Source organism: Actinosynnema sp. NPDC004786 (assembly GCF_053601135.1).
The window spans coordinates 26,183-44,555 of record NZ_JBSGBG010000046.1 but is presented as its reverse complement, the minus strand read 5'-3'; the positions used below and the strand labels follow the sequence as shown (position 1 = coordinate 44,555).

Genomic DNA, 18,373 nt, shown 5'->3' with positions numbered 1-18,373 from the left:
CCTCGGGCTCGTCAGAACCTGCCGACCTCGGTGATCCGCACCGCCGCCGTGCCGATCTCGTCGGACTCGGCCAGGTCGACCTCGGCGGTGATGCCCCAGTCGTGGTCCTCGGCGGGGTCGTCCAGGATCTGCCGCACCCGCCACAGCCCCGGTTCCTCGGTGATCACCAGCAACGCCGGGCCGCGCGCGTCGGGGCCCATGCCGATCTCGTCGTGCTCCTCGAAGTACGGCTCCAGCGCGTCCTGCCAGTCCTCGGCGGACCAGCCGGCGTCGCCGTCGAGCCGTCCCAGCTCGTAGTAGTTCCGCCGGGCCGCCAGCTCCACCCGGCGGAACAGCGCGTTGCGCACCAGCACCCGGAACGCGCGCACGTTGCCGGTCACGGCCGGCGGCGTGTCGCCCATCGCGGTCTCCGCGGCCTCCTCGGCGGGGTTGCGCAGCTTCTCCCACTCGTCGAGCAGGCTGGAGTCGACCTGGCGGACCAGCTCGCCCAGCCACTCCTGCAGGTCGCTGAGCTCCTCGGTCTTGGCGTCCTCGGGCACGGTCTGGCGCAACGCCTTGTACGCGTCCGCCAGGTAGCGCAGCACCAGGCCCTCCGACCGGGCGAGCTGGTAGTACGAGACGTACTCGGCGAACGTCATCGCCCGCTCGAACATGTCCCGCACCACGGACTTCGGCGACAGGTGGTGGTCGGCGACCCACGGGTGCCCGCGCCGGTAGGTGGTGAACGCGGCCTCCAGCAGCTCGGCGAGCGGCTTCGGGTAGGTCACCTCCTCCAGCAGCTCCATCCGCTGGTCGTACTCGATCCCCTCGGACTTCATCGCGCCGATGGCCTCGCCGCGCGCCTTGTGCTCCTGCGCGGACAGCACCTGGCGCGGGTCGTCCAACGTGGACTCGACCACCGACAGCACGTCCAGCGCGTAGGACGGCGACTCGCGGTCCAGCAGCTCGATCGCGGCCAGCGCGAACGGCGACAGCGGCTGGTTGAGCGCGAAGTTCACCTGGAGGTCCACGGTGAGCCGGATGTCGCCGTCCTGCCGCTCCACCACGCCCGCCGCCAGCAGCCCCCGGTACATCTGGATGGCCCGCAGGATGTGCCTGCGCTGCGCGGGCCGGTCCTCGTGGTTGTCCTCCAGCAGGTGGCGCATCGCGGCGAACGCGTTGCCCGGCCGGCCGATCACGTTGAGCAGCATCGCGTGGCTGACCTGGAAGCTCGACGTCAGCGGCTCCGGCTCGGCGTTCTTCAGCCGCTCGAAGGTCTGGTCGCTCCACGACACGAAACCCTCGGGGGCCTTCTTGCGCACCACCTTGCGCCGCTTCTTCGGGTCGTCGCCCGCCTTGGCCAGCGCCTTCTCGTTCTCCACCACGTGGTCGGGCGCCTGCACCACGACCGTGCCGACGGTGTCGTAGCCCGCCCGGCCCGCCCGGCCCGCGATCTGGTGGAACTCGCGTGCCTTGAGGTGCCGGGTGCGCTGCCCGTCGTACTTCGACAGGGCGGTGAACACCACCGTGCGGATCGGCACGTTGATGCCGACGCCGAGGGTGTCCGTGCCGCAGATGACCTTGAGCAGACCGGCCTGCGCCAGCTGCTCCACCAACCGCCGGTACTTCGGCAACATGCCCGCGTGATGCACACCGATACCGTGCCGGACCAGGCGGGACAGTGTCTTGCCAAATCCGGACGTGAATCGGAACCGGCCGATCGTCGCCGCGATGGCGTCCTTCTCGGCGCGGGTGGCGACGTTCACGCTCATGAGCGACTGGGCGCGCTCCAGCGCCGACGCCTGGGTGAAGTGCACCACGTAGACCGGGGCCTCGCGGCCGTGCAGCAGCTCCTCGATCGTCTCGTGCAGCGGGGTGGTGACGTACTGGAAGTTCAGCGGCACCGGGCGTTCGGCGGAGCGGACCACGCTGGTGGCGCGGCCGGTGCGGCGGGTGAGGTCCTTCTCGAAGAACGTGACGTCGCCCAGGGTCGCCGACATCAGCAGGAACTGGGCCTGCGGCAGCTCGATCAGCGGCACCTGCCACGCCCAGCCGCGGTCCGGCTCGGAGTAGAAGTGGAACTCGTCCATCACGACCTGGCCGACGTCGGCGGCCGCGCCGTCGCGCAGCGCGATGTTGGCCAGGATCTCGGCGGTGCAGCAGATGATCGGCGCGGTCTCGTTGACGCTGGCGTCGCCGGTCATCATGCCGACGTTCTCCGCGCCGAACGTCTCGATCAGGGCGAAGAACTTCTCCGACACCAGGGCCTTGATCGGCGCGGTGTAGAAGGTCCGCTTGCCCTCCGCCATCGCGGCGAAGTGCGCGCCGATGGCGACCAGGGACTTCCCGGAGCCGGTGGGTGTGCTGAGGATGACGTTCGAGCCGGAGACGATCTCTATCAACGCCTCCTGCTGGGCCGGGTACAGCGACAGCCCCCGCTCGCCCGCCCACTCGGCGAAGGTGTCGTAGAGGACGTCGGGGTCGGGGGTGGCCGGCAGGCGGTCGGTGAGAGTCATCGCAGGCAGAGCATAGTGGCACCGGGCGCTGGGCCCGTCCTGGTCGGGACGGGGGCGGCGGCGGACCCGCCCGGCCGCGCGCTCGCCGTACGGCCGGTGTTCCACGTCGGGTGTGATCGGGATCGTTGTTGCCCTGAGCTGGTCATTGCGGAGTACTTGCAACTAGCGTGGGAGCCGTGTCCGAACCGGTGGCAATGCACATGAGCGACGGCCTGCTCAACGCCCCCACCTCGCTGCTGTTCGTCGCGGTCGCGGTGGCCGGCGTGGGTGTGGCGCTGGTCAAGGCCCGTGGCGACCTCGACGACAGGACCGCGCCCATGGCCGGTCTGGTGGCGGCGTTCGTGTTCGCCACCCAGATGCTGAACTTCCCGGTGCTGCCCGGCGTCAGCGGGCACCTGCTCGGCGGCGCGCTCGCCGCCATCCTGGTCGGACCGTGGGTCGGCGCGCTGTGCGTGACGATCGTGCTGGTCGTGCAGTCCCTGTTCTTCGCCGACGGCGGCGTCACCGCGCTCGGCGCGAACGTCACCAACATGGCGTTGATCGGCACCGCGGTCGGCTACCTCGTCGCGGTGGCGCTGCGCCGGCTCGCCACCCGCGGCAAGGGCGGCCTGGCCGTGGTCGCGTTCGCGTCCGCGCTGGTCAACACGGTGCTCGCGTCGTTCGGCTTCGTGCTGGAGTACGCCATCGGCGGCCAGGGCGGCGTCGGGTTCGGCACGGTGGCCGCCGCGGTGCTCGGCGTGCACGTGCTGATCGGCGTCGGCGAGGGCCTGATCACCGCGATCACTGTGACCGCGGTGGCGTCGGTCCGCCCGGACCTGGTGCACCTGCTGCGCGGCGTGCCGCAGAAGCTGGAGTTGAGGTCGTGAAGCGCTTCTTCCTGGGGTTCGCGGTGGTCAGCCTGCTGCTGGCCGGTGTCGTGTCGTACTTCGCCGACCCGGACCCGGACGGGCTGGACCACGTCACCGAACAGCACGGCATCGCCGAGCACGCGCAGGACCACCCGCTCGGCGCCGGGCCGCTGGCCGACTACGCGGTGGCGGGCGACGACCGGCTCACCGGCGTGGCGGGCGTCGTCGGCGTGGTGCTGACGCTGGCGGTCGCGGGCGGGCTGTTCCGGCTGCTGCGCCGCCGCTCCGACGCCAAGACCGACGCCGAGACCGACGCGGAGCCCGGGGCGAAGACCGACGCGAAGACCGACGTGGGGTGAGCGCCGGGCACCACGGCTTCCTGCACCGGCCGGGCGACTCGCCGGTGCACCGCCTCGCGCCGCAGGTCAAGATCGTGGCCGCGGTGGTGGCGGTGCTGTGCGTGGTGGCCACGCCGCGCGAGGCGTTCTGGGCGTTCGGGGCCTACCTGCTCGCGCTCGCGGCGGTCTGGGCGGTGGCCCGCGTCCCGGTGCGGTGGTTCGCCGCGCGGTCGGTGATCGAGCTGCCGTTCGTGCTCCTGGCGCTGGTGCTGCCGTTCACCGGCGCGGGGGAGCGGGTGGACTGGCTGGGCCTGTCGGTGTCGGTCGAGGGCGCGTTGGCCGGGTGGAACATCCTGGCCAAGGGCACGCTCGGCCTGCTGACGTCGTTGACGCTCGCCGCCACCACCGCGCCGCAGGACCTGCTGCTCGGCCTGCAACGGCTGCGGCTGCCCTCCGTGCTGGTCACCATCGCGACGCTGATGCTGCGCTACGCCGAGGTGATCGTCGGCGAGGCCCGGCGGATGCGGGTGGCGCGGATCTCGCGCGGTGACGACCCGAGGTTCCTCTGGCAGCTCGGCGCCACCGCGCGCGGCATCGGCAGCCTGTTCATCCGCTCCTACGAACGCGGCGAGAGGGTGCACCTGGCGATGGTGTCACGAGGCTGGACGGGCCGGATGCCCGACGGAGCGGGCGGCGGGTCCGGCGCGGCGGTCGAGCCGCTGCGGACCGCGCCCGCGCTGGTGGTGGAGCGCCTGGCGTACGCGTACCCGGACGGCCACCAGGCCCTGTTCGGCGTGGACCTGCGGGTGGAGCGCGGCGAGCGGGTCGCGGTCCTCGGGCCCAACGGCGCGGGCAAGACGACGCTCGCGCTGCACCTCAACGGCGTGCTGGGCGGGGGTTCCGGCCGGGTGGAGGTGGCCGGGCTGCCGGTGGCCAAGGACAACCTCAAGGAGATCCGCCGCCGCGTCGGCATGGTCTTCCAGGACCCCGACGACCAGTTGTTCCTGCCCACCGTGCGGCAGGACGTGGCGTTCGGGCCGGCGAACTTCGGGTTGCGCGGCGAGGAGCTGGACGAGCGCGTGCGGCGCGCGTTGGACGCGGTGGGGATGGCGGACTTCGCCGACCGGTCGCCGCTGCACCTGTCCGGCGGGCAGCGCCGCCGCGTCGCGCTGGCCACGGTGCTGGCGTGCGACCCGGAGATCCTGGTGCTCGACGAGCCCTCGGCGAACCTGGAACCGGTGGCCCGCCGAGAGCTGGCCGAGGTGCTGCTGGGTCTGGACCGCACCATGCTGATGGTCACCCACGACCTGCCCTACGCGTTGCAGCTCTGCCCGCGCAGCGTGCTGGTGGACGGCGGCGTCGTGGTGGCCGACGGACCGACGCGGGAGCTCCTGGCCGACACCGGGCTGCTGGCCCGGCACCGGCTGGAGCTCCCGTTCGGGTTCCGCCTGGAGTGATGCCCCCGGGGTGGCGCCCCGGATCAGCCGTCGATCAGGGGCTGGTGCAGGTGACGGTCGGCAGCGAGTTCGTGCCGGAGTAGTTGGCCGTGAAGCCGAACTTCACCGACGCCTCCGGCGCCACCGTGCCGTTCCACGCCGCGTTCTTCACGACCACCTGTTGACCGGAGCCGGAGTTGACGCCGCTCCACAGGCTGGTGATCGACTGGTTGCCGCCCCACGTCCACTTGGCGGTCCAGCCGTTGTACGCGCTCTTGCTGTGGTTCATGATCTCGACCTCGGCCTGGAAGCCGCCGGACCAGGCGCTGGAGATCTTGTAGATCGCCATGCAGTTCGCGTCACCCGGGTTGGTCGGCGTCGTCGGGGTCGTGGGCGTGGTGCTGCTCGTGGTCGTGGTGGTCGTCGTCGTGGTGGTCGTGGTGGTCGTCGTCGTGCCGCCACCGTTGCCCACACCGGTCTCCTGGCCGTTGCCACCGTCGAACACCACGTCGGAGCAGTTGTAGAACGTCTCCGTGCTGTCGGAGCGGGTCCACACCGAGTAGATGATGTGGCGACCGGACTTGCCCGTCGGCAGCGTCGCGTTCCAGTAGTACTTGCCCTCGACCGTGCCCACCGCGCCGCTGTTCGGCGGGTTCGTCACGCTGTGGAACGGCGTGCTCTCCAGGTCGCTCCACGCCAGCGGCCGGGTCGGGCTCCAGCTGTCCTTGGTGATGTACAGGTGGAAGGTGCCCGGGTGCGCGGCCCACTTGTTGTAGGTGAAGTTGAAGTTCGCGCCGGCGGTGAGGTGGGTCACCGGGTAGTCGTTGCGGGCGATGTCGAACCCGGAGAACGTCGGGTTGCCGCCGCTGCAGAGCTTGCCGTCCGGGATGAAGCCGCTGGTGCGGCCGGCGCCGTCGGACCGCAGCACACCGAACCAGTTGTACAGGGCGTTCGTGCCGCCGGCCGCCACCGCGGCCGCGCAGGCCGGGTTCTGCGGCCGGATGTCGCCCTGCGGAGACAGGCCGTCCTTCCAGCACAGGAAGGTCCGGCTGCCCGGCGTCATCATCGCGCCGTGCGCGGACGCGGTGGTGGGGCCGACCACGCTCACGAGCGTCGCGACCAGCAGTCCTGCCGCAGCGGCCGAGGCCAGCGCGATCCATCGTCGGGCCGTCACGTCGTTCACCTCCTCGTTGAGGTTCTGGGAGCGCTCCCAGGAACGTGATGACTGTAACCGGGGCCACCTCGATCTGTGAATGGGCGATTACACAGTGCATCCGAGCGGCGCAACCCGTGCCGCCGTGCGGATGTGTGCCGCTACACCCGGACGCGGGCACGGCGGGTGCGCCGTTCCCCGGGGCGGACTGCTCCGTGCGGGTGGCCGGCGGGCGGGGCGGGGTGCGGAGGCCGGCGCAGCACGCGGTGCGCCAGCACGGCCCGCCGGTGCGGTGGCGCGGCCAGCACGAACGCGACGAAGACCGTGGCCAGGAGGGTCAGCGTGCCCGCGAGGACCAGGGTCTGCGGCGCGCCGACCCGCTCGCACAGCCAACCCAGCAGCGGCGCGCCCACCGCGCCCGCGGCGGCCCCGACGGCCGAGTTGACCGCGAGGAGCCGGCCGCGCATGCCGTCGGCGGTGTCGAGCTGGACCCGGGTGCTCATGGTCGTGTCGATGACGACCGCGCCCGCCGCGATCGGCAGCAGCACGAGCGCGAACCCGGCCACGCCGGGCGCCAGCCCGCCGGCCACCTGGAGCAGGCTGGTCGCGCAGGCCGCCGCGAGCAGCAGCCGCACGGTCAGCGCCCGGCGCGCCGCCGCGGCGAGCCCGCCCAGCACGGTGCCGATCGCGAACACCGTGGACAGCAGGCCGTACGTGGTCGCGTCCGGGCTCATGGCGGCCATCGTGACCTGGTAGTTGCGGCCCAGGGCGGACAGCGCGAACCCGAGCGCGAACAGCAGGAGCAGCCGCCCGCTGCCCGCCACGTACCGCAGCCCGGCGGCCACGCCGACCCGGTCGACCGGGCTGCCGCCCAGCGGGTGCAGCTCGTCGCGGCGGACGGCGAGCACCGCGACGACGACGGCCAGGAAGCTCACCGAGTTGATCAGGAACAGCGCCGGCGAGCCGAGCGCGGCGGCCAGCACCGTCGCGCCGCTCATGCCCAGGATGCGGCCCGTGGAGCTGAGCACCGAGCCGAGCGCGACCGCGTTGCCCAGGTCCTCCCGGGGCACCACCTGCGCGCCGAACCGGCCCAGCGCCGGGCCGTCGAACACCGTCACCAGGCCGGCCGCGAACGTCAGCGCGTAGACCGCCGCCATGGGCGCGTCCCGCCACACCGCGAGCGCCAGCAGCGCGGCCAGCGCCGCGTGCAGGACCTGGCACACCAGGATGATCCGGCGCACCGGCAGCCGGTCGGCCAGCGCGCCCGCCCACGGGCCGAGCAGCACCGACGGCAGCGTGCCCAGCAGCACGGAGAGGCCGACCGAGGTGGCCGAGCCGGTGCGGTCGAGCACGACCCAGTTCAGGCCGACCAACTGCATCCACGAGCCGGTCGCCGAGACGAGGTCGGCGAACGCCCAGCGGCGGTAGTTGCGGCCGCGCAACGCGCGGAACATCGAAGCCCCCTACGAGACGATCCGGGGCCTCGACGTGCGGACGTGCCCTCGCGTACGGCGTTCACCCTAAGTGCCGTTTTCGCGGTTCAAACCCGGTGATCAGGTGAAAACGCTCACGTAACGCTCTGCGTGGCGAGCGACGCGAGCCGTTCCAGCGCCTGGACGAGCTGCTCGTCGGTGATCTCGTGCGCTTCGCCGCTCACCGCGGCGTGGTGCTCGCCGCTGACGTCCAGGTGCAGCACCACCCGGCTGCGCCCCGGACCCTCCTCGTCCACCTGGAGCCACCCCGAGTAGCCGCCGCGGTCCAGGTCGCCCCACTCCAACCGGCGCTGCTCCACGTCCGCCGCCAGGTAGCCCTCGGCCTCGTCCACCTCGTCGCCCAGGGACACCCGGCCGGTGACCCGCTCGGGGCCGCTCGGCTCGACCTGGAGGCCGTCCGGCAGCCACGCCTGCATCGCGGTCACGTCCCGCGCGAGGTCGAACACCACGCGGGCGTCCACGGGGACGGTCTGCTCGTGCTCGTACTCAGCCATGCCGGCAGCAGTACCCCGGCAGGGCGCGATTACACCGGCGCGGGCGTCGGGCGCCCGATCGTGCCGTGCCGGACCTGGTCCGGGTGCAGCGGGCGCATGCCCGCGTCCACGCAGCGGCGGACCACGCCGGAGTGCTCCCGCCACAACCGCAGGCCGCGGCGGGCGAGCAGGCCGACCGGCTTGCGCGCCTCGGCCACGTCCCGGGCGAAGCGGCGGGCGAACGTGACCAGGCCGTTGGGCGCGAGCACGATCGCGTCGGCCAGCACGCCGGCGTCGCGGCAGCCCGCGACCAGCCGGTCGGCGAACAGCCCTTCGGCGAGGAACAGGCCGGGCGCGGTGACGGTGCGGCAGCCGACCCGCCGGTCCTCGCCGAGCGCGTAGACGGGCGCCTCGACGGTGCCGGTGGTGGCCAGTTCGACGACGGCGGCGAGGGCGTCGGCGGTGTTCCAGGAGCCTTCGGCGTCCCAGTCGGGGCGGCCCGCGTCGTCGCGGGGCAGCAGCGGGTCGTCACCTTCGCGGTAGAAGTCGTCCAGCCGCAGGACGGGCAGGCCGAGGCGGGCGGCGAGGGTGGACTTGCCCGACCCGGAGGGGCCGGCGAGCAGCACGGCTCGCGCGTGAACGGCAGGTGACGGCACGGGGGACGATTTTCGCACAACACCGGACGGACCCCGGCAACCCGCCATCCGGATCACTCCGCCCCCTCACCGCCACCGCCCGATCGCCCCGCACCCCGGCCCACCGCCGCGACCACCACCGCGCCCCGCGCGACCCCGCACATCACCCCCGGCTTGTCCGAACGTGCACCGCCGCTGCTCCCGCTGTGCACCCGTGCTGGCCACCCGCGCGCGGGCACACCACGATGTGGGCATGGTCGTCAGGGTGCGCGGCGTCGAGGACGCCCGGCGGATGCGCGATGAGCTGCGCGAGGAGCAACGGGGGGCGGCCGCCGTCGCCACCCCGGCCGTGTCCGGCCCGACCGGGGCGGGCGCCGCCGGGGTCGTCGCCGAGGGCGGTGACCGCATCGAGCTGGACCCGGCCTCCTTCACCACCGCGGTGGGCGAGCTGGACCGGCTGCACGCGGTGCTGGTGGACCTCCTCGACCGCACCGACCGCGAGATGGACCAGCCCCTCGGGGACGGCAAGGGCCCCGTCGCGCTGAACATGCGCCGGGCGTTCGGCCTGCGCGGCAGCGACACCGGTGGCGGTGTGCGCGCGGCGCTGCGGTCCTACGTCGCGGAGCTGACCGCGCTGCGCGAGGCGCTCCGGCAGGTCAGCGCGACCCACCAGGCCGAGGACGAGCAGGTGGCGCGGACGATGGGGCGGCTGTGAGCGAGCGCAAGGGCGGGTACTACTCCGACTTCCACGAGGCGTCCGCCGCGACCAGGCGGCGCAACGCGAAGCGCGTCCGGCAGCGCCGGGCGAACCGCGCGCCGGAGAACTTCGGCAAGATCAACTGGCGGGCGTACACGCACCGGCAGCTCTGGGACATGGTCAAGTCCGCGAACGCCGCCCAGATGGCCACCCGCACCTACGAGTGGCAGCGCCTGGCGGGCGACATCGACCAGGCGACCGCCGACGTGCAGAAGGTCGTGCAGACGCTGGTGCTGTCGTGGCGCGGGCCGTCGGCGGTGGCCGCCGCCGAGTCGGCCTCGCGGCTCACCAAGTGGGCCGCGGACGCCTCGCACCGCGCGTTCCAGGTCGGCACGGGCCTCGACGGCTACACCTCGGCGGTGGAGGAGGCGGCCCGCGCGATCCCCGAGCCGGTGCACCCCGACGCCGAGCGGTGGTTCCGCGCCGGCTACGACGTGACCACGCTCGACGGGCCGCAGGGCGCGTACATGCTCAAGCAGCTGCTGGACGACCACCTGCCGGACAAGCGCGAGCAGCAGGAGGCGATGGACCGGGCCGTCCGGGTGATGGAGCAGTACGAGGCGGCCAGCCACGGGATCGGCCGGCAGCTGCCGGTGTTCGACGACGCCCCGACCGGCGCGCAGCCGACACCCGACCACCGGCCCGTGCCGGCGCCCGCCGCGCCGACGCCGACGCCCGTCCCCGCGCCGTGGGTCGAGCCGCCGCCGTCCCGGGAGACGCCCCCGGTGACGTCCCCGCCGCCCGACGTCCGGCCGGAGGGCACCACCTCCGTCGCCGCGGCCGGCGCCCCGGCCGCGGCCGGCTTCGGCCCGCCGACGGGCTTCGGCCCCGGTGGCGGCGGGTTCGGCCAGGGACCCGGTGGCCACGGTCCCGGCCACGGCGGCGGTTACGGCTACGGCGGCGGTTACGGCTACGGCGGTTACGGTGCCGGCGGCGGCCCCGGCGCGTTCGGCCCCGGGGGCTCGTCCGGCGTGCTCGGCGCGGTGCCGGGCGGCGCGGCGGCCCGGGGCGGCGTCGGACCGGTCGTCGGCGCGGGCGGCCCGCAGGGCTTCGGCATGTACCCGCCGGGGGCGGCACCGGGCAACCGCGAGGAGGACGGCGAGCACCGCAACCGCTACGACCAGGGCCTCGACCTGCTCGACGACCTGCCGCCCGCGTTCCCGCCGGTGCTCGGCGAATGAGCGACGGCTACCTGGTCGACCCGGACGCGCTGACCGCGTTCGCGGCCCGGCTGGACGAGGCGGCCGACGAGCTGCGCGCCGCCGCGTCCGCGGTCGGGCAGCCGCTCGGCGACCTCGGCCCGGAGGGCGTCACCGAGGCGGTCGAGCGGTTGGTGGCCGAGTGGGCGGACGCGTTGCGCGGCGTGGAGCTGGACGCGGTGGCGGACGGGTTGCGCGCGGCGGGGGAGACCTACCGGCAGGCCGACGAGCTGCGCCATGACTGACTACCGGGGTTTGGGGTTCGACCCCGCGCCCGGCCACGCGGGCGCGGTGGCGGCGGCGAGCGAGCGGCTGTCGGTCGCCTTCGCGGTCCCCGGCGCGCCGCCGGAGGAGTGGACGGGTGCGGCGGCGGACGGGTTCAGGACGCGGTTGGAGGCGGTGGTGTCGGAGCTGACGGCGGTGCGGCGCGCGATGCGGGCGGCGGCCGAGGTGCTCGACGGCTGGGCCACCACGCTGCTGGGCAACCAGCGGCGGGCCGAGGAGCTGGACCGGCGCGCGCTCGCGGTGCGACGCGCGCTCGCCGAAGCCTCCGACGAGCTGGACCGCACCGGCGCGATGGCCGCGTTCACCGCCGCCGACGGCGAGGCCCACGAACGGGCCGTGGCGCGGCACGACGAGCTGCGCCGGCAACTGGACGACGTGCTGGAGGAGGCCCGGCTGTTGGAGCGCGACCACCGCGCGGAGGCCAGGCGGGTCGCCGAACGGCTGCGCGACGCGGAACCGTCGACCGCCGTCGCGGACACGCTGGCGAACTTCTCCTCGCTCACCGCCGAGCTGGCCTCCGTGCTGCTCGGCACACCTCGACCGGCGTCCACCAGGGGCGCGGCGGCGGCGTTCCGGGCGGGCCTGGGGTGAGACTCGCTCCCGTGCCGGGGGTGACCCCGGTGGCCTTAAGCACCCCCGAACGCACCGCCGCCGAGCTGCTGGCCGTCCTGCGCCGGCTCAAGGGCACCCGCGACCCCGGCCTGGAGGTGTCCGCCACGCAGGCCGCCGAGCTGGCGCACGCGCACGGCGCGGGGCTGCTGGCCGTGGTCGAGCACCGCGACGCCGACCCGGCGCTGCTGGTGGCGGGCGTGGTCGGCGTGGACCGGCCGACCGAACCGGACGAGCTGGGCTTCCACCTCGACGGCCCGGCGATCCGCGAGGTGACCCGGGGCGAGACGGCGACCGGCTACCCGGTGGTGATCGTGGAGCGCATCCCGGTCGGCGGGCCGGGCGCGCAGCTCCAGGTCGTGGTGACCGACCCGGACCACCCGCGGCTCGCGGTGTTCACCCTGCACTCGCCGACCGGGCGGGGCTGGCTGGACGTGGCGGGCGTGGCGGGCCGGTTCGTGTCCGGCGTCGTGTTCGACCCGGTCAGCGGTTACGGAACTCGCTCGGCGTCCGGCCGACCACCTGGCGGAACGTCCGGGAGAAGTGCGCGGCGCTGACGAAACCGCAGTCCTTGGCGATCTCCCCGATGCCGCGCGCGGCCTTCGCCGGATCGGCCAGCAACGCCTTGGCCCGGTCGATCCGCAGGCCGCGGATGCGCTCGGACACGCCCTGTCCGTCGTCGAAGAGCTGGTAGAGGCGGCGGCGGGAGATGAACAGCGCCTCGGCGACCCGGTCCGCGCTCAGGGTCGGGTCCGACAGGTGCTCGCGCATGTACTCCAACGCCTCGCGCCGCCGGGCGACCAACGAGTCCACGCGCTCCAGCTCCGCCCGCAACGCGCTGCGCAGCACCAGTTCGGCCAGGCCGAGCAGGTGGTGGGACAGGCCGTGCGGGTCGAGGGCGTGGGCGGCGGCGAGCACGTGCGCCACCGCGCCGGAGAACACGGCGCGCAGCGCGGCGTCCACCGGCACCTGCTGGAACATCAGGGGTTTCAGCTCGCCGAAGCCGACGGTCAGCCGGGCCTCGGCGACGGTCAGCATGACCACGTCGGGCAGGACGTGCAGCGCGCAATCGGGAAACCGAAGCGCGGCGCCGCTGCCGGGCACGCCGCGGGCGACCGTGCAGCCGACCAGGAGCTGGATGTGCTCCGGGGTGGCCGCACCCCCGCTGAGCGCGGCTTTGGCGGCGGCCGCGCCGGAAGCCCGCACCGTCAGGAACCCGCCGGGGACGTCCACGGGGAGCAGCGTAGCCACCGGGGTCGCCGCCCGGACCGCCGAAGGGCGCTACCTTCTGGCCCCATGGCACGACGTTCGGCGACCGCGGTCGTCCTGTCCCACCTCGAGTTCGACCTGCTGTGGGAGGACCTGGGCGACGGCCGGCCGCCCTACCCCCTGGAGGTGCCGTCGCACGGCGGGACGATGGACGACCGCGACGCGCTGGGCGCCGAGGTGCTGCGCACGTTGACCGAGGCGGGCCTGGCCGACGGCGTGGACGTCTCGCCCGAGTTGGAGGACCTGTTCACGCTGCTGGCGCACGGCGAGGTGTCGGTGGACGCGCTGGTGTTCCGGCCGCACCCGTGGCGGGTGCTGGCCACGGCTCGCGGCCGGCACGGCGTGCTGGCGGTGCTGAACGACCGGGAGGTGGCGCTGGAGCCGGTGACCGACCTGACGTCCGCGGTCACGCGGGTCATCGGCGACGCGCCGGCGGGTCCGGGCGAGCAGGTGCGGCTGCCGCGCCCCGCCTTCACCGCCGCGGTGGACGCCTACGCCCAAGGCGGACACCCCGCGCTGGAACGCGCGTTGGCCCGGGCGGGCATCACCGGCCGCGCCACCCGGTCGATCACCACGCTCGTGGACTCGCCGCGCCGGTCGACCGGCCAACTGGCGGTCACCGGCCCCGCCGGCCGGTCCCGCGTGCTGAGCTGGACCGAGACCGCTGCCGGCCGCTACGCGCTGACCACGGAGGAGACGGCCGACACCGAGTGGGTCCACCTCTCGCCCGCCGACACCCCGTGGCTGACCCGCCACCTGACCACCCTGCTGTCCCGAACGTAGGACTCTCGCGGGTGTCCTACGTTCGGAACGCGCGTGTCCTACGTTCGGGTACCCCGAGTTCACCGTTCAGGATGTCAGCAGGTCCGGGGGGACGACGTCGGACAGGATCGCCATGCCCTCGGCCACGGCCGCCGCCGCGGCCTCGTCGGCCAGGCGCCGCACGACGCGGGCCAGCTCGTCCGGCCGCACGGCCAGCGCCTCCCGCGTGAACGACAGGTCCACCAGCTTCCCGTGCAGGTCGACCACCACCGCCACCCCGGACGCCGACGCCTCCGCCCGCACCGCGTCCAACCGCTCGCCGAGGCCCATCACACCCGCCACGTCCCGGGAGTGGTGTCCTCCACCGACTCGACCAGCGGCGCCCGCACGTCCAGCCCCAACGCGGCCACGTCGTCGCCGACCGCGTGCCGGACCCGCGCGTTCGCCCGCGCCGTCGCCGTGTCGACCAGCGCCAGGATCGCCCGCGCGAGCCCCGACGGCCCCAGCCGCACCGACCGCGAGTCCAGCGCCAGGTCGCGCAACCCGCCGCCGGGACCCACCTCCACCACGATCCCGGTGTCCGGGTCGTGCGCGTTGCCCGTGATCACGGGTGCACCCCTCCGTAGAACGTCGCCGAGCTGAGCCGGTGCGTGTTGCGCCGCACGGCGTCGCCCGAGTTCCCCTCGATCAGCGTCACGGTCCCGCCGGACACCTTCTCCACGATCCCGATGTGCGTGCTGGTCGCCGGGCTGCTCGGCCCGCTCCCGAACAGCAGCACGTCACCCGGCCGCACCGCGCTCAGCGACGTGTACGCCTTGCCGTTGCGCTGCCCCCACCGGAACACGTCGCCGGTGAACGGCAGCAGCGGGATGTCCACCCCCGCCTTGCGCCACATCGCCGTGGCGAACGACGAGCACCACGCCGCCGTCGGCCCGTACGGGTTGCGGTTGCTGCCCGGCGGGCTCTCCCGCGTGCCCAGTTCCCGCCGGGCGGCCGAGATGATCGTCCGCGACCGGCCGCGGGCCCGGGCGCGCGACGGCCTGGTGCGACCGCGGGTGCGTTCCGCGCGGCCGTCCGCGACGCCGTCGTGCTCGACCTCCTTCTCCAACGCGCGCAGCCTCCGGGCGGCGTCCTCCAGCTCGCCGCGCGTGTGCCGCACCGCCTCGGCGGTCTCCTTCGTGTACCTCGGCTCCAGGTCCGCCGCCTGCGCCACGGCCTTGAGCAGCGCGGCCTGCGTGCCGACGGACTTGCCGACGTCCAGCAGCCGGGTCGCCTTGTCGAGGTACTCGTCCACGGCCTGCCGCGCCCGCGTGTGCCCGGTCGTCAGCGCGCCGGTGACGCCCGCGACGATCTTCTCCGCGTCCCGCGCGGCGTCCGCGGTCACCCGCACCTGCCGGGCCAGCCGGTTCGACCGCCTCTCGAACCCCTCGGAGTTGTCGCCCTTCCAGCGCTCCAGCACCGCCTTGGCGGCCCTGCGCTGGTCGTCGTGCTGGTCGGTGAGCCCGGCGGCGGTCCGGTGCAGCGCGTACTGGACCTTCACCGCGTCCTCGGCCTTGCCCGCCAACGAGTTCCGGTGGCCGATCATGCTCTCGGCGAAGTGCCGGGCCATCGCTCGGGTGTCCACTACCCCTCCCCTCCGCCGGTGAGGCCGCCGCGGAACGAGCCGGCGACGTCGTCGTCCTGCTCCTTGTACGCGCGGGCGGACCGACCGGCGGACGTGGCCAGCGCCTCGGTGTTGTGCGCCACCGCCTTGACCTGCCTGCGCAGCGCCGCGCCGAAGTTGTCCAGCGCGTCGGCGAACCCGGACTGCCTGCCGATCCGCCCGAAGCTGTCGTCGGCGATCTCCCGCACCTCGCGCACGTGCCGCCGGCCCAGCGCGGTGAGGTCGTCGGCCGAGTTCCGCGTCCGCCGGGCGTAGTCGCGCAGCACGTCCACGTCGACGGAGAACCCGCCGCCGCGCGAGCCCCCGCCCGACCCGCCGCCGCCCGACCCGCCGCGGGAGCCGCCGCGCTTCATCGCCTCGACGCCCCGCCGCGCCTCGTCCAGGTGCCGCTTGTAAGCGCCGCTCGTGTACGTCGTCCACGGCGTCCACGACCGGCCCTCGCCGGAGATCCGGTGCGCCGCACGCGCGTTCTCCGCCGGGTCGAACAGCTCCCGGTTCGACTCCAGCCCGAACTCGCGCCGCCGCGCCGGCCCCAGCGAGCCCAGCATGTTGATCTGCCAGAGGCCGTAGGAGTTGTCCGGCGGGGTGGGGTTGTGCGCGCGGGGGTCGCCGCCGGACTCGGCCAGCGCGACCGCGACCGCGATCGTCAGGTCCTGCCCGCGGAACCCCGCGTCGTGGGCGTGCCGGGCGATCCGCTCCGGGCTCAACGTGCTCATGCCGCACACCCTGCACCCACCGTGACCAGCGACGGAACCTCCGTTGCACGCTCGGACAGCGGCTGTGCACGGGGAAGCTACAGTCGAACACGTGAACGAGGGCCTGTTCGACGACGGCTTGTTCGGCGTCGACCCGGAGGAGAAGGCGGCGCGCATCGCCGCCCACGCGCCGCTGGCCGTGCGGATGCGCCCGCGCACCCTGGACGAGGTGGTGGGGCAGGACCACCTGCTCGGACCGGGCGCGCCGCTGCGCAGGCTGGTGGAGGGCTCGTCGCCCGCCTCGGTCATGCTCTACGGCCCGCCGGGCACGGGCAAGACCACGCTGGCCACGCTCGTCTCGCAGGCCACCGGCCGGCGGTTCGCCGCGCTCTCCGCGCTGTCGGCGGGCGTGAAGGAGGTGCGCGCGGTCATCGAGGAGGCACGCCGCCGCCTGGTCCGCTCCGGCGAGTCGACCGTGCTGTTCATCGACGAGGTGCACCGCTTCTCCAAGACCCAGCAGGACGCGCTGCTCGGCGCGGTCGAGGACCGGATCGTGCTGCTGGTCGCGGCCACCACGGAGAACCCGTTCTTCTCCGTCGTCTCGCCGCTGCTGTCCCGGTCGCTGGTGCTGCAACTGCGCCCGTTGACCGACGAGGCGGTGCGCGCGCTGGTCCGGCGGGCGGTGGCCGACGAACGGGGTCTCGGCGGCGCGATCACCGTCGAGCCCGACGCCGAGGACCACCTGGTCCGGCTGGCCGGCGGCGACGCCCGGCGCGCGCTGACGGCGCTGGAGGCGGCGGCGGACGCGGTCGGCGAGGGCGGCTCGCTGGACCTGGCGACGCTGGAGGCGACGGTCGACAAGGCGGCCGTCCGCTACGACCGGCAGGGCGACCAGCACTACGACGTGACCAGCGCGTTCATCAAGTCGATCCGCGGTTCCGACGTGGACGCGGCGCTGCACTACCTGGCCCGGATGATCGAGGCGGGGGAGGACCCGAGGTTCATCGCGCGGCGGCTGGTGATCCACGCCAGCGAGGACGTGGGCATGGCCGACCCCACCGCGTTGCAGACCTGCGTGGCCGCCGCGCAGGCCGTGCAGCTCATCGGGCTGCCCGAGTGCGCGCTGAACCTCGCGCAGGCCACCATCCACCTGGCCACCGCGCCCAAGTCGAACGCCGTGACGACCGCGATCGGCGAGGCCATGGCCGACGTCCGCAAGGGCGCGATCGGCTCGGTGCCCGCCCACCTGCGGGACGGCCACTACGCGGGCGCGGCGAAGCTCGGCAACGCCCGGGGCTACCGCTACCCGCACGACGTGCCGGAGGGCGTGCTGACCCAGCAGTACCCGCCGGACGACCTGGTCGGCCGCGACTACTACCAGCCGACCGGCCGGGGCGCGGAGCGGGTGATCGCCGAACGCCTGCCCAAGCTGCGCCGGGTGGTGCGCGGCGAGGAATAAATCCGTTTCCGATCGATCCGGGTTCTGACACGGTGTGGCCCGTGACGGACGCACCCCTGAACGGCCACGCCCTGCTCGACTTCAACGCGCCGCTGTCCGACGCCAAGGCGCACGACCTGGTCGCCGGCCTGCGCCTGCGGTCCGGGGACGCGGTGGTCGACTACGGCTGCGGCTGGGCGGAACTGCTGCTCAGGGCGGTGGAGCACGTGCCGGGCGCGCGGGGCCTGGGCGTGGACAGCGACGAGCGCGCGATCACCCGCGGCCGGGCGAACGTCGAGGCCAGGGGCCTGGCGTCCCGCGTCACGCTCGACCTCGCGGACGTCACCACGTGGTCCGCGACGCCCGCCGACGTGGCGATCTCGATCGGCGCGTCCCACGCGTGGGGCGGCACCGCGGCGGCGCTGGACGCCCTGCACGCCCGCGTCCGCCCCGGCGGCACGCTGGTGCTCGGCGACGGCTTCTGGGAACGCCCGCCGAGCCCCCGGTCCCGGGAGGTCTTCGGCGACGAGGTGGTCGGCGGCCTGGCGGACCTGGTGGACCTGGCCCTGGCCCGCGGCTACCGCCTGCTCGCCCTCGCCACCGCGACCCGGGACGAGTGGGACACCTTCGAGTCCCGCTGGTGCGCCGCGCGCGAGCACTGGCTGCTGGAGCACCCCGACCACCCGGAGGCGGCCGGGGTCCGGGCGCTCGTCGACGACCACCGCGACGCCTGGCTCAGGGGCTACCGGGACGAACTGGGCTTCGCCTACCTGACCCTGGCCCGCCCCTAGGACTCCGGCCGCCTCGCCCGGCCGGGGATACCGG

At 74.2% G+C, this 18,373-nt stretch carries 21 protein-coding genes and 1 pseudogene; 12 read left to right on the top strand and 10 right to left on the bottom strand.

The window, feature by feature from the left end:
* Positions 1-11: 11 nt before the first annotated feature.
* Positions 12-2,495 (bottom strand): DEAD/DEAH box helicase, encoded by a 2,484-nt coding sequence (locus tag ACWEFJ_RS31595; protein ID WP_378087673.1) that lies wholly within the window; start codon positions 2,493-2,495, stop codon positions 12-14.
* A gap of 176 nt (positions 2,496-2,671) precedes the next feature.
* Between ACWEFJ_RS31595 and ACWEFJ_RS31590 the strand changes: the two genes are divergently transcribed.
* From ACWEFJ_RS31590 to ACWEFJ_RS31575, 4 genes and pseudogenes are all read left to right on the top strand, one after another.
* Positions 2,672-3,361: an energy-coupling factor ABC transporter permease gene (locus ACWEFJ_RS31590; RefSeq protein ID WP_378087671.1), complete on the top strand. Its 690-nt coding sequence runs from the start codon at positions 2,672-2,674 to the stop codon at positions 3,359-3,361.
* On the top strand, positions 3,358-3,702 hold the full coding sequence (locus ACWEFJ_RS31585) for a PDGLE domain-containing protein (protein WP_449715977.1): 345 nt from the start codon (positions 3,358-3,360) through the stop codon (positions 3,700-3,702). The genes ACWEFJ_RS31590 and ACWEFJ_RS31585 overlap by 4 nt, the downstream gene beginning before the upstream one ends.
* Positions 3,699-4,340 (top strand): annotated as a pseudogene (cbiQ, locus tag ACWEFJ_RS31580) (cobalt ECF transporter T component CbiQ); the annotation flags it as partial. The gene ACWEFJ_RS31585 and the pseudogene cbiQ, both read left to right, overlap by 4 nt.
* A gap of 15 nt (positions 4,341-4,355) precedes the next feature.
* Positions 4,356-5,138, top strand: coding sequence for an energy-coupling factor ABC transporter ATP-binding protein (locus tag ACWEFJ_RS31575; protein ID WP_378087705.1), 783 nt, complete (start codon positions 4,356-4,358; stop codon positions 5,136-5,138).
* Positions 5,139-5,172: 34 nt separating this feature from the next.
* On the opposite strand, the gene ACWEFJ_RS31570 is transcribed toward ACWEFJ_RS31575, so the two are convergent.
* From ACWEFJ_RS31570 to ACWEFJ_RS31555, 4 genes are all read right to left on the bottom strand, one after another.
* Complete coding sequence (locus ACWEFJ_RS31570; protein WP_449715976.1) at positions 5,173-6,291, bottom strand: lytic polysaccharide monooxygenase; 1,119 nt, start codon at positions 6,289-6,291, stop codon at positions 5,173-5,175.
* Positions 6,292-6,431: 140 nt separating this feature from the next.
* On the bottom strand, positions 6,432-7,724 hold the full coding sequence (locus ACWEFJ_RS31565) for an MFS transporter (RefSeq protein WP_378087665.1): 1,293 nt from the start codon (positions 7,722-7,724) through the stop codon (positions 6,432-6,434).
* A gap of 113 nt (positions 7,725-7,837) precedes the next feature.
* A complete protein-coding gene (locus ACWEFJ_RS31560; protein WP_378087663.1) occupies positions 7,838-8,257 on the bottom strand; it encodes an SRPBCC family protein in 420 nt (139 codons plus the stop codon).
* Between the two features lie 29 nt (positions 8,258-8,286).
* On the bottom strand, positions 8,287-8,862 hold the full coding sequence (locus ACWEFJ_RS31555; protein ID WP_449715975.1) for a uridine kinase family protein: 576 nt from the start codon (positions 8,860-8,862) through the stop codon (positions 8,287-8,289).
* A 262-nt stretch (positions 8,863-9,124) separates the two neighbouring features.
* Here ACWEFJ_RS31555 and ACWEFJ_RS31550 point away from each other — a divergent pair, with 262 nt between their 5' ends.
* The 5 genes from ACWEFJ_RS31550 to ACWEFJ_RS31530 are packed head-to-tail and all read left to right on the top strand — an operon-like array spanning position 9,125 to position 12,278.
* A complete protein-coding gene (locus ACWEFJ_RS31550; RefSeq protein ID WP_449715974.1) occupies positions 9,125-9,586 on the top strand; it encodes a hypothetical protein in 462 nt (153 codons plus the stop codon).
* Complete coding sequence (locus tag ACWEFJ_RS31545; RefSeq protein ID WP_449715973.1) at positions 9,583-10,809, top strand: PPE domain-containing protein; 1,227 nt, start codon at positions 9,583-9,585, stop codon at positions 10,807-10,809. Before ACWEFJ_RS31550 ends, ACWEFJ_RS31545 begins: the two co-directional genes overlap by 4 nt.
* Entirely contained in the window at positions 10,806-11,072 is a 267-nt protein-coding gene (locus ACWEFJ_RS31540; protein ID WP_378087655.1) for a WXG100 family type VII secretion target, read from the top strand. Before ACWEFJ_RS31545 ends, ACWEFJ_RS31540 begins: the two co-directional genes overlap by 4 nt.
* On the top strand, positions 11,065-11,703 hold the full coding sequence (locus ACWEFJ_RS31535) for a hypothetical protein (protein WP_449715972.1): 639 nt from the start codon (positions 11,065-11,067) through the stop codon (positions 11,701-11,703). Before ACWEFJ_RS31540 ends, ACWEFJ_RS31535 begins: the two co-directional genes overlap by 8 nt.
* A gap of 29 nt (positions 11,704-11,732) precedes the next feature.
* Entirely contained in the window at positions 11,733-12,278 is a 546-nt protein-coding gene (locus tag ACWEFJ_RS31530; protein WP_378087651.1) for a hypothetical protein, read from the top strand.
* Here the strand turns inward: ACWEFJ_RS31530 and ACWEFJ_RS31525 are convergent.
* Positions 12,205-12,954: a helix-turn-helix transcriptional regulator gene (locus ACWEFJ_RS31525; RefSeq protein ID WP_378087649.1), complete on the bottom strand. Its 750-nt coding sequence runs from the start codon at positions 12,952-12,954 to the stop codon at positions 12,205-12,207. The two genes, ACWEFJ_RS31530 and ACWEFJ_RS31525, sit on opposite strands and share 74 nt — an antisense overlap.
* Before the next feature lie 63 nt (positions 12,955-13,017).
* Between ACWEFJ_RS31525 and ACWEFJ_RS31520 the strand changes: the two genes are divergently transcribed.
* Positions 13,018-13,773 carry an ESX secretion-associated protein EspG gene (locus ACWEFJ_RS31520; protein ID WP_378087647.1) on the top strand — a complete coding sequence of 252 codons (756 nt, stop codon included), beginning with the start codon at positions 13,018-13,020 and terminating at the stop codon, positions 13,771-13,773.
* Positions 13,774-13,839: 66 nt separating this feature from the next.
* On the opposite strand, the gene ACWEFJ_RS31515 is transcribed toward ACWEFJ_RS31520, so the two are convergent.
* Genes ACWEFJ_RS31515 through ACWEFJ_RS31500 form a run of 4 tightly spaced genes read right to left on the bottom strand, consistent with a single transcriptional unit; the run spans position 13,840 to position 16,131 of the window.
* Entirely contained in the window at positions 13,840-14,094 is a 255-nt protein-coding gene (locus ACWEFJ_RS31515; RefSeq protein WP_378087645.1) for a hypothetical protein, read from the bottom strand.
* Complete coding sequence (locus tag ACWEFJ_RS31510) at positions 14,082-14,360, bottom strand: hypothetical protein (protein ID WP_449715971.1); 279 nt, start codon at positions 14,358-14,360, stop codon at positions 14,082-14,084. Before ACWEFJ_RS31510 ends, ACWEFJ_RS31515 begins: the two co-directional genes overlap by 13 nt.
* Entirely contained in the window at positions 14,357-15,376 is a 1,020-nt protein-coding gene (locus tag ACWEFJ_RS31505; RefSeq protein ID WP_449715970.1) for a CHAP domain-containing protein, read from the bottom strand. The genes ACWEFJ_RS31510 and ACWEFJ_RS31505 overlap by 4 nt, the downstream gene beginning before the upstream one ends.
* Positions 15,376-16,131 carry a type VII secretion target gene (locus ACWEFJ_RS31500; protein WP_449715969.1) on the bottom strand — a complete coding sequence of 252 codons (756 nt, stop codon included), beginning with the start codon at positions 16,129-16,131 and terminating at the stop codon, positions 15,376-15,378. The genes ACWEFJ_RS31505 and ACWEFJ_RS31500 overlap by 1 nt, the downstream gene beginning before the upstream one ends.
* A gap of 91 nt (positions 16,132-16,222) precedes the next feature.
* Here ACWEFJ_RS31500 and ACWEFJ_RS31495 point away from each other — a divergent pair, with 91 nt between their 5' ends.
* Positions 16,223-17,569, top strand: coding sequence for a replication-associated recombination protein A (locus tag ACWEFJ_RS31495; RefSeq protein ID WP_378087636.1), 1,347 nt, complete (start codon positions 16,223-16,225; stop codon positions 17,567-17,569).
* A gap of 41 nt (positions 17,570-17,610) precedes the next feature.
* Positions 17,611-18,339, top strand: coding sequence for an SAM-dependent methyltransferase (locus ACWEFJ_RS31490; RefSeq protein WP_449715968.1), 729 nt, complete (start codon positions 17,611-17,613; stop codon positions 18,337-18,339).
* Positions 18,340-18,373: the final 34 nt, after the last annotated feature.

What these genes read in the sequence shown, in the direction of transcription:
- ACWEFJ_RS31575 (WP_378087705.1), top strand. Translation starts at nt 4,356, where the DNA reads ATGCCCGACGGAGCGGGCGGCGGGTCCGGCGCGGCGGTCGAGCCGCTG.
- ACWEFJ_RS31540 (WP_378087655.1), top strand. Translation starts at nt 10,806, where the DNA reads ATGAGCGACGGCTACCTGGTCGACCCGGACGCGCTGACCGCGTTCGCG.
- ACWEFJ_RS31500 (WP_449715969.1), bottom strand. Translation starts at nt 16,131, where the DNA reads ATGAGCACGTTGAGCCCGGAGCGGATCGCCCGGCACGCCCACGACGCG.
- ACWEFJ_RS31595 (WP_378087673.1), bottom strand. Translation starts at nt 2,495, where the DNA reads ATGACTCTCACCGACCGCCTGCCGGCCACCCCCGACCCCGACGTCCTC.
- ACWEFJ_RS31535 (WP_449715972.1), top strand. Translation starts at nt 11,065, where the DNA reads ATGACTGACTACCGGGGTTTGGGGTTCGACCCCGCGCCCGGCCACGCG.
- ACWEFJ_RS31565 (WP_378087665.1), bottom strand. Translation starts at nt 7,724, where the DNA reads ATGTTCCGCGCGTTGCGCGGCCGCAACTACCGCCGCTGGGCGTTCGCC.
- ACWEFJ_RS31520 (WP_378087647.1), top strand. Translation starts at nt 13,018, where the DNA reads ATGGCACGACGTTCGGCGACCGCGGTCGTCCTGTCCCACCTCGAGTTC.
- ACWEFJ_RS31560 (WP_378087663.1), bottom strand. Translation starts at nt 8,257, where the DNA reads ATGGCTGAGTACGAGCACGAGCAGACCGTCCCCGTGGACGCCCGCGTG.
- ACWEFJ_RS31550 (WP_449715974.1), top strand. Translation starts at nt 9,125, where the DNA reads ATGGTCGTCAGGGTGCGCGGCGTCGAGGACGCCCGGCGGATGCGCGAT.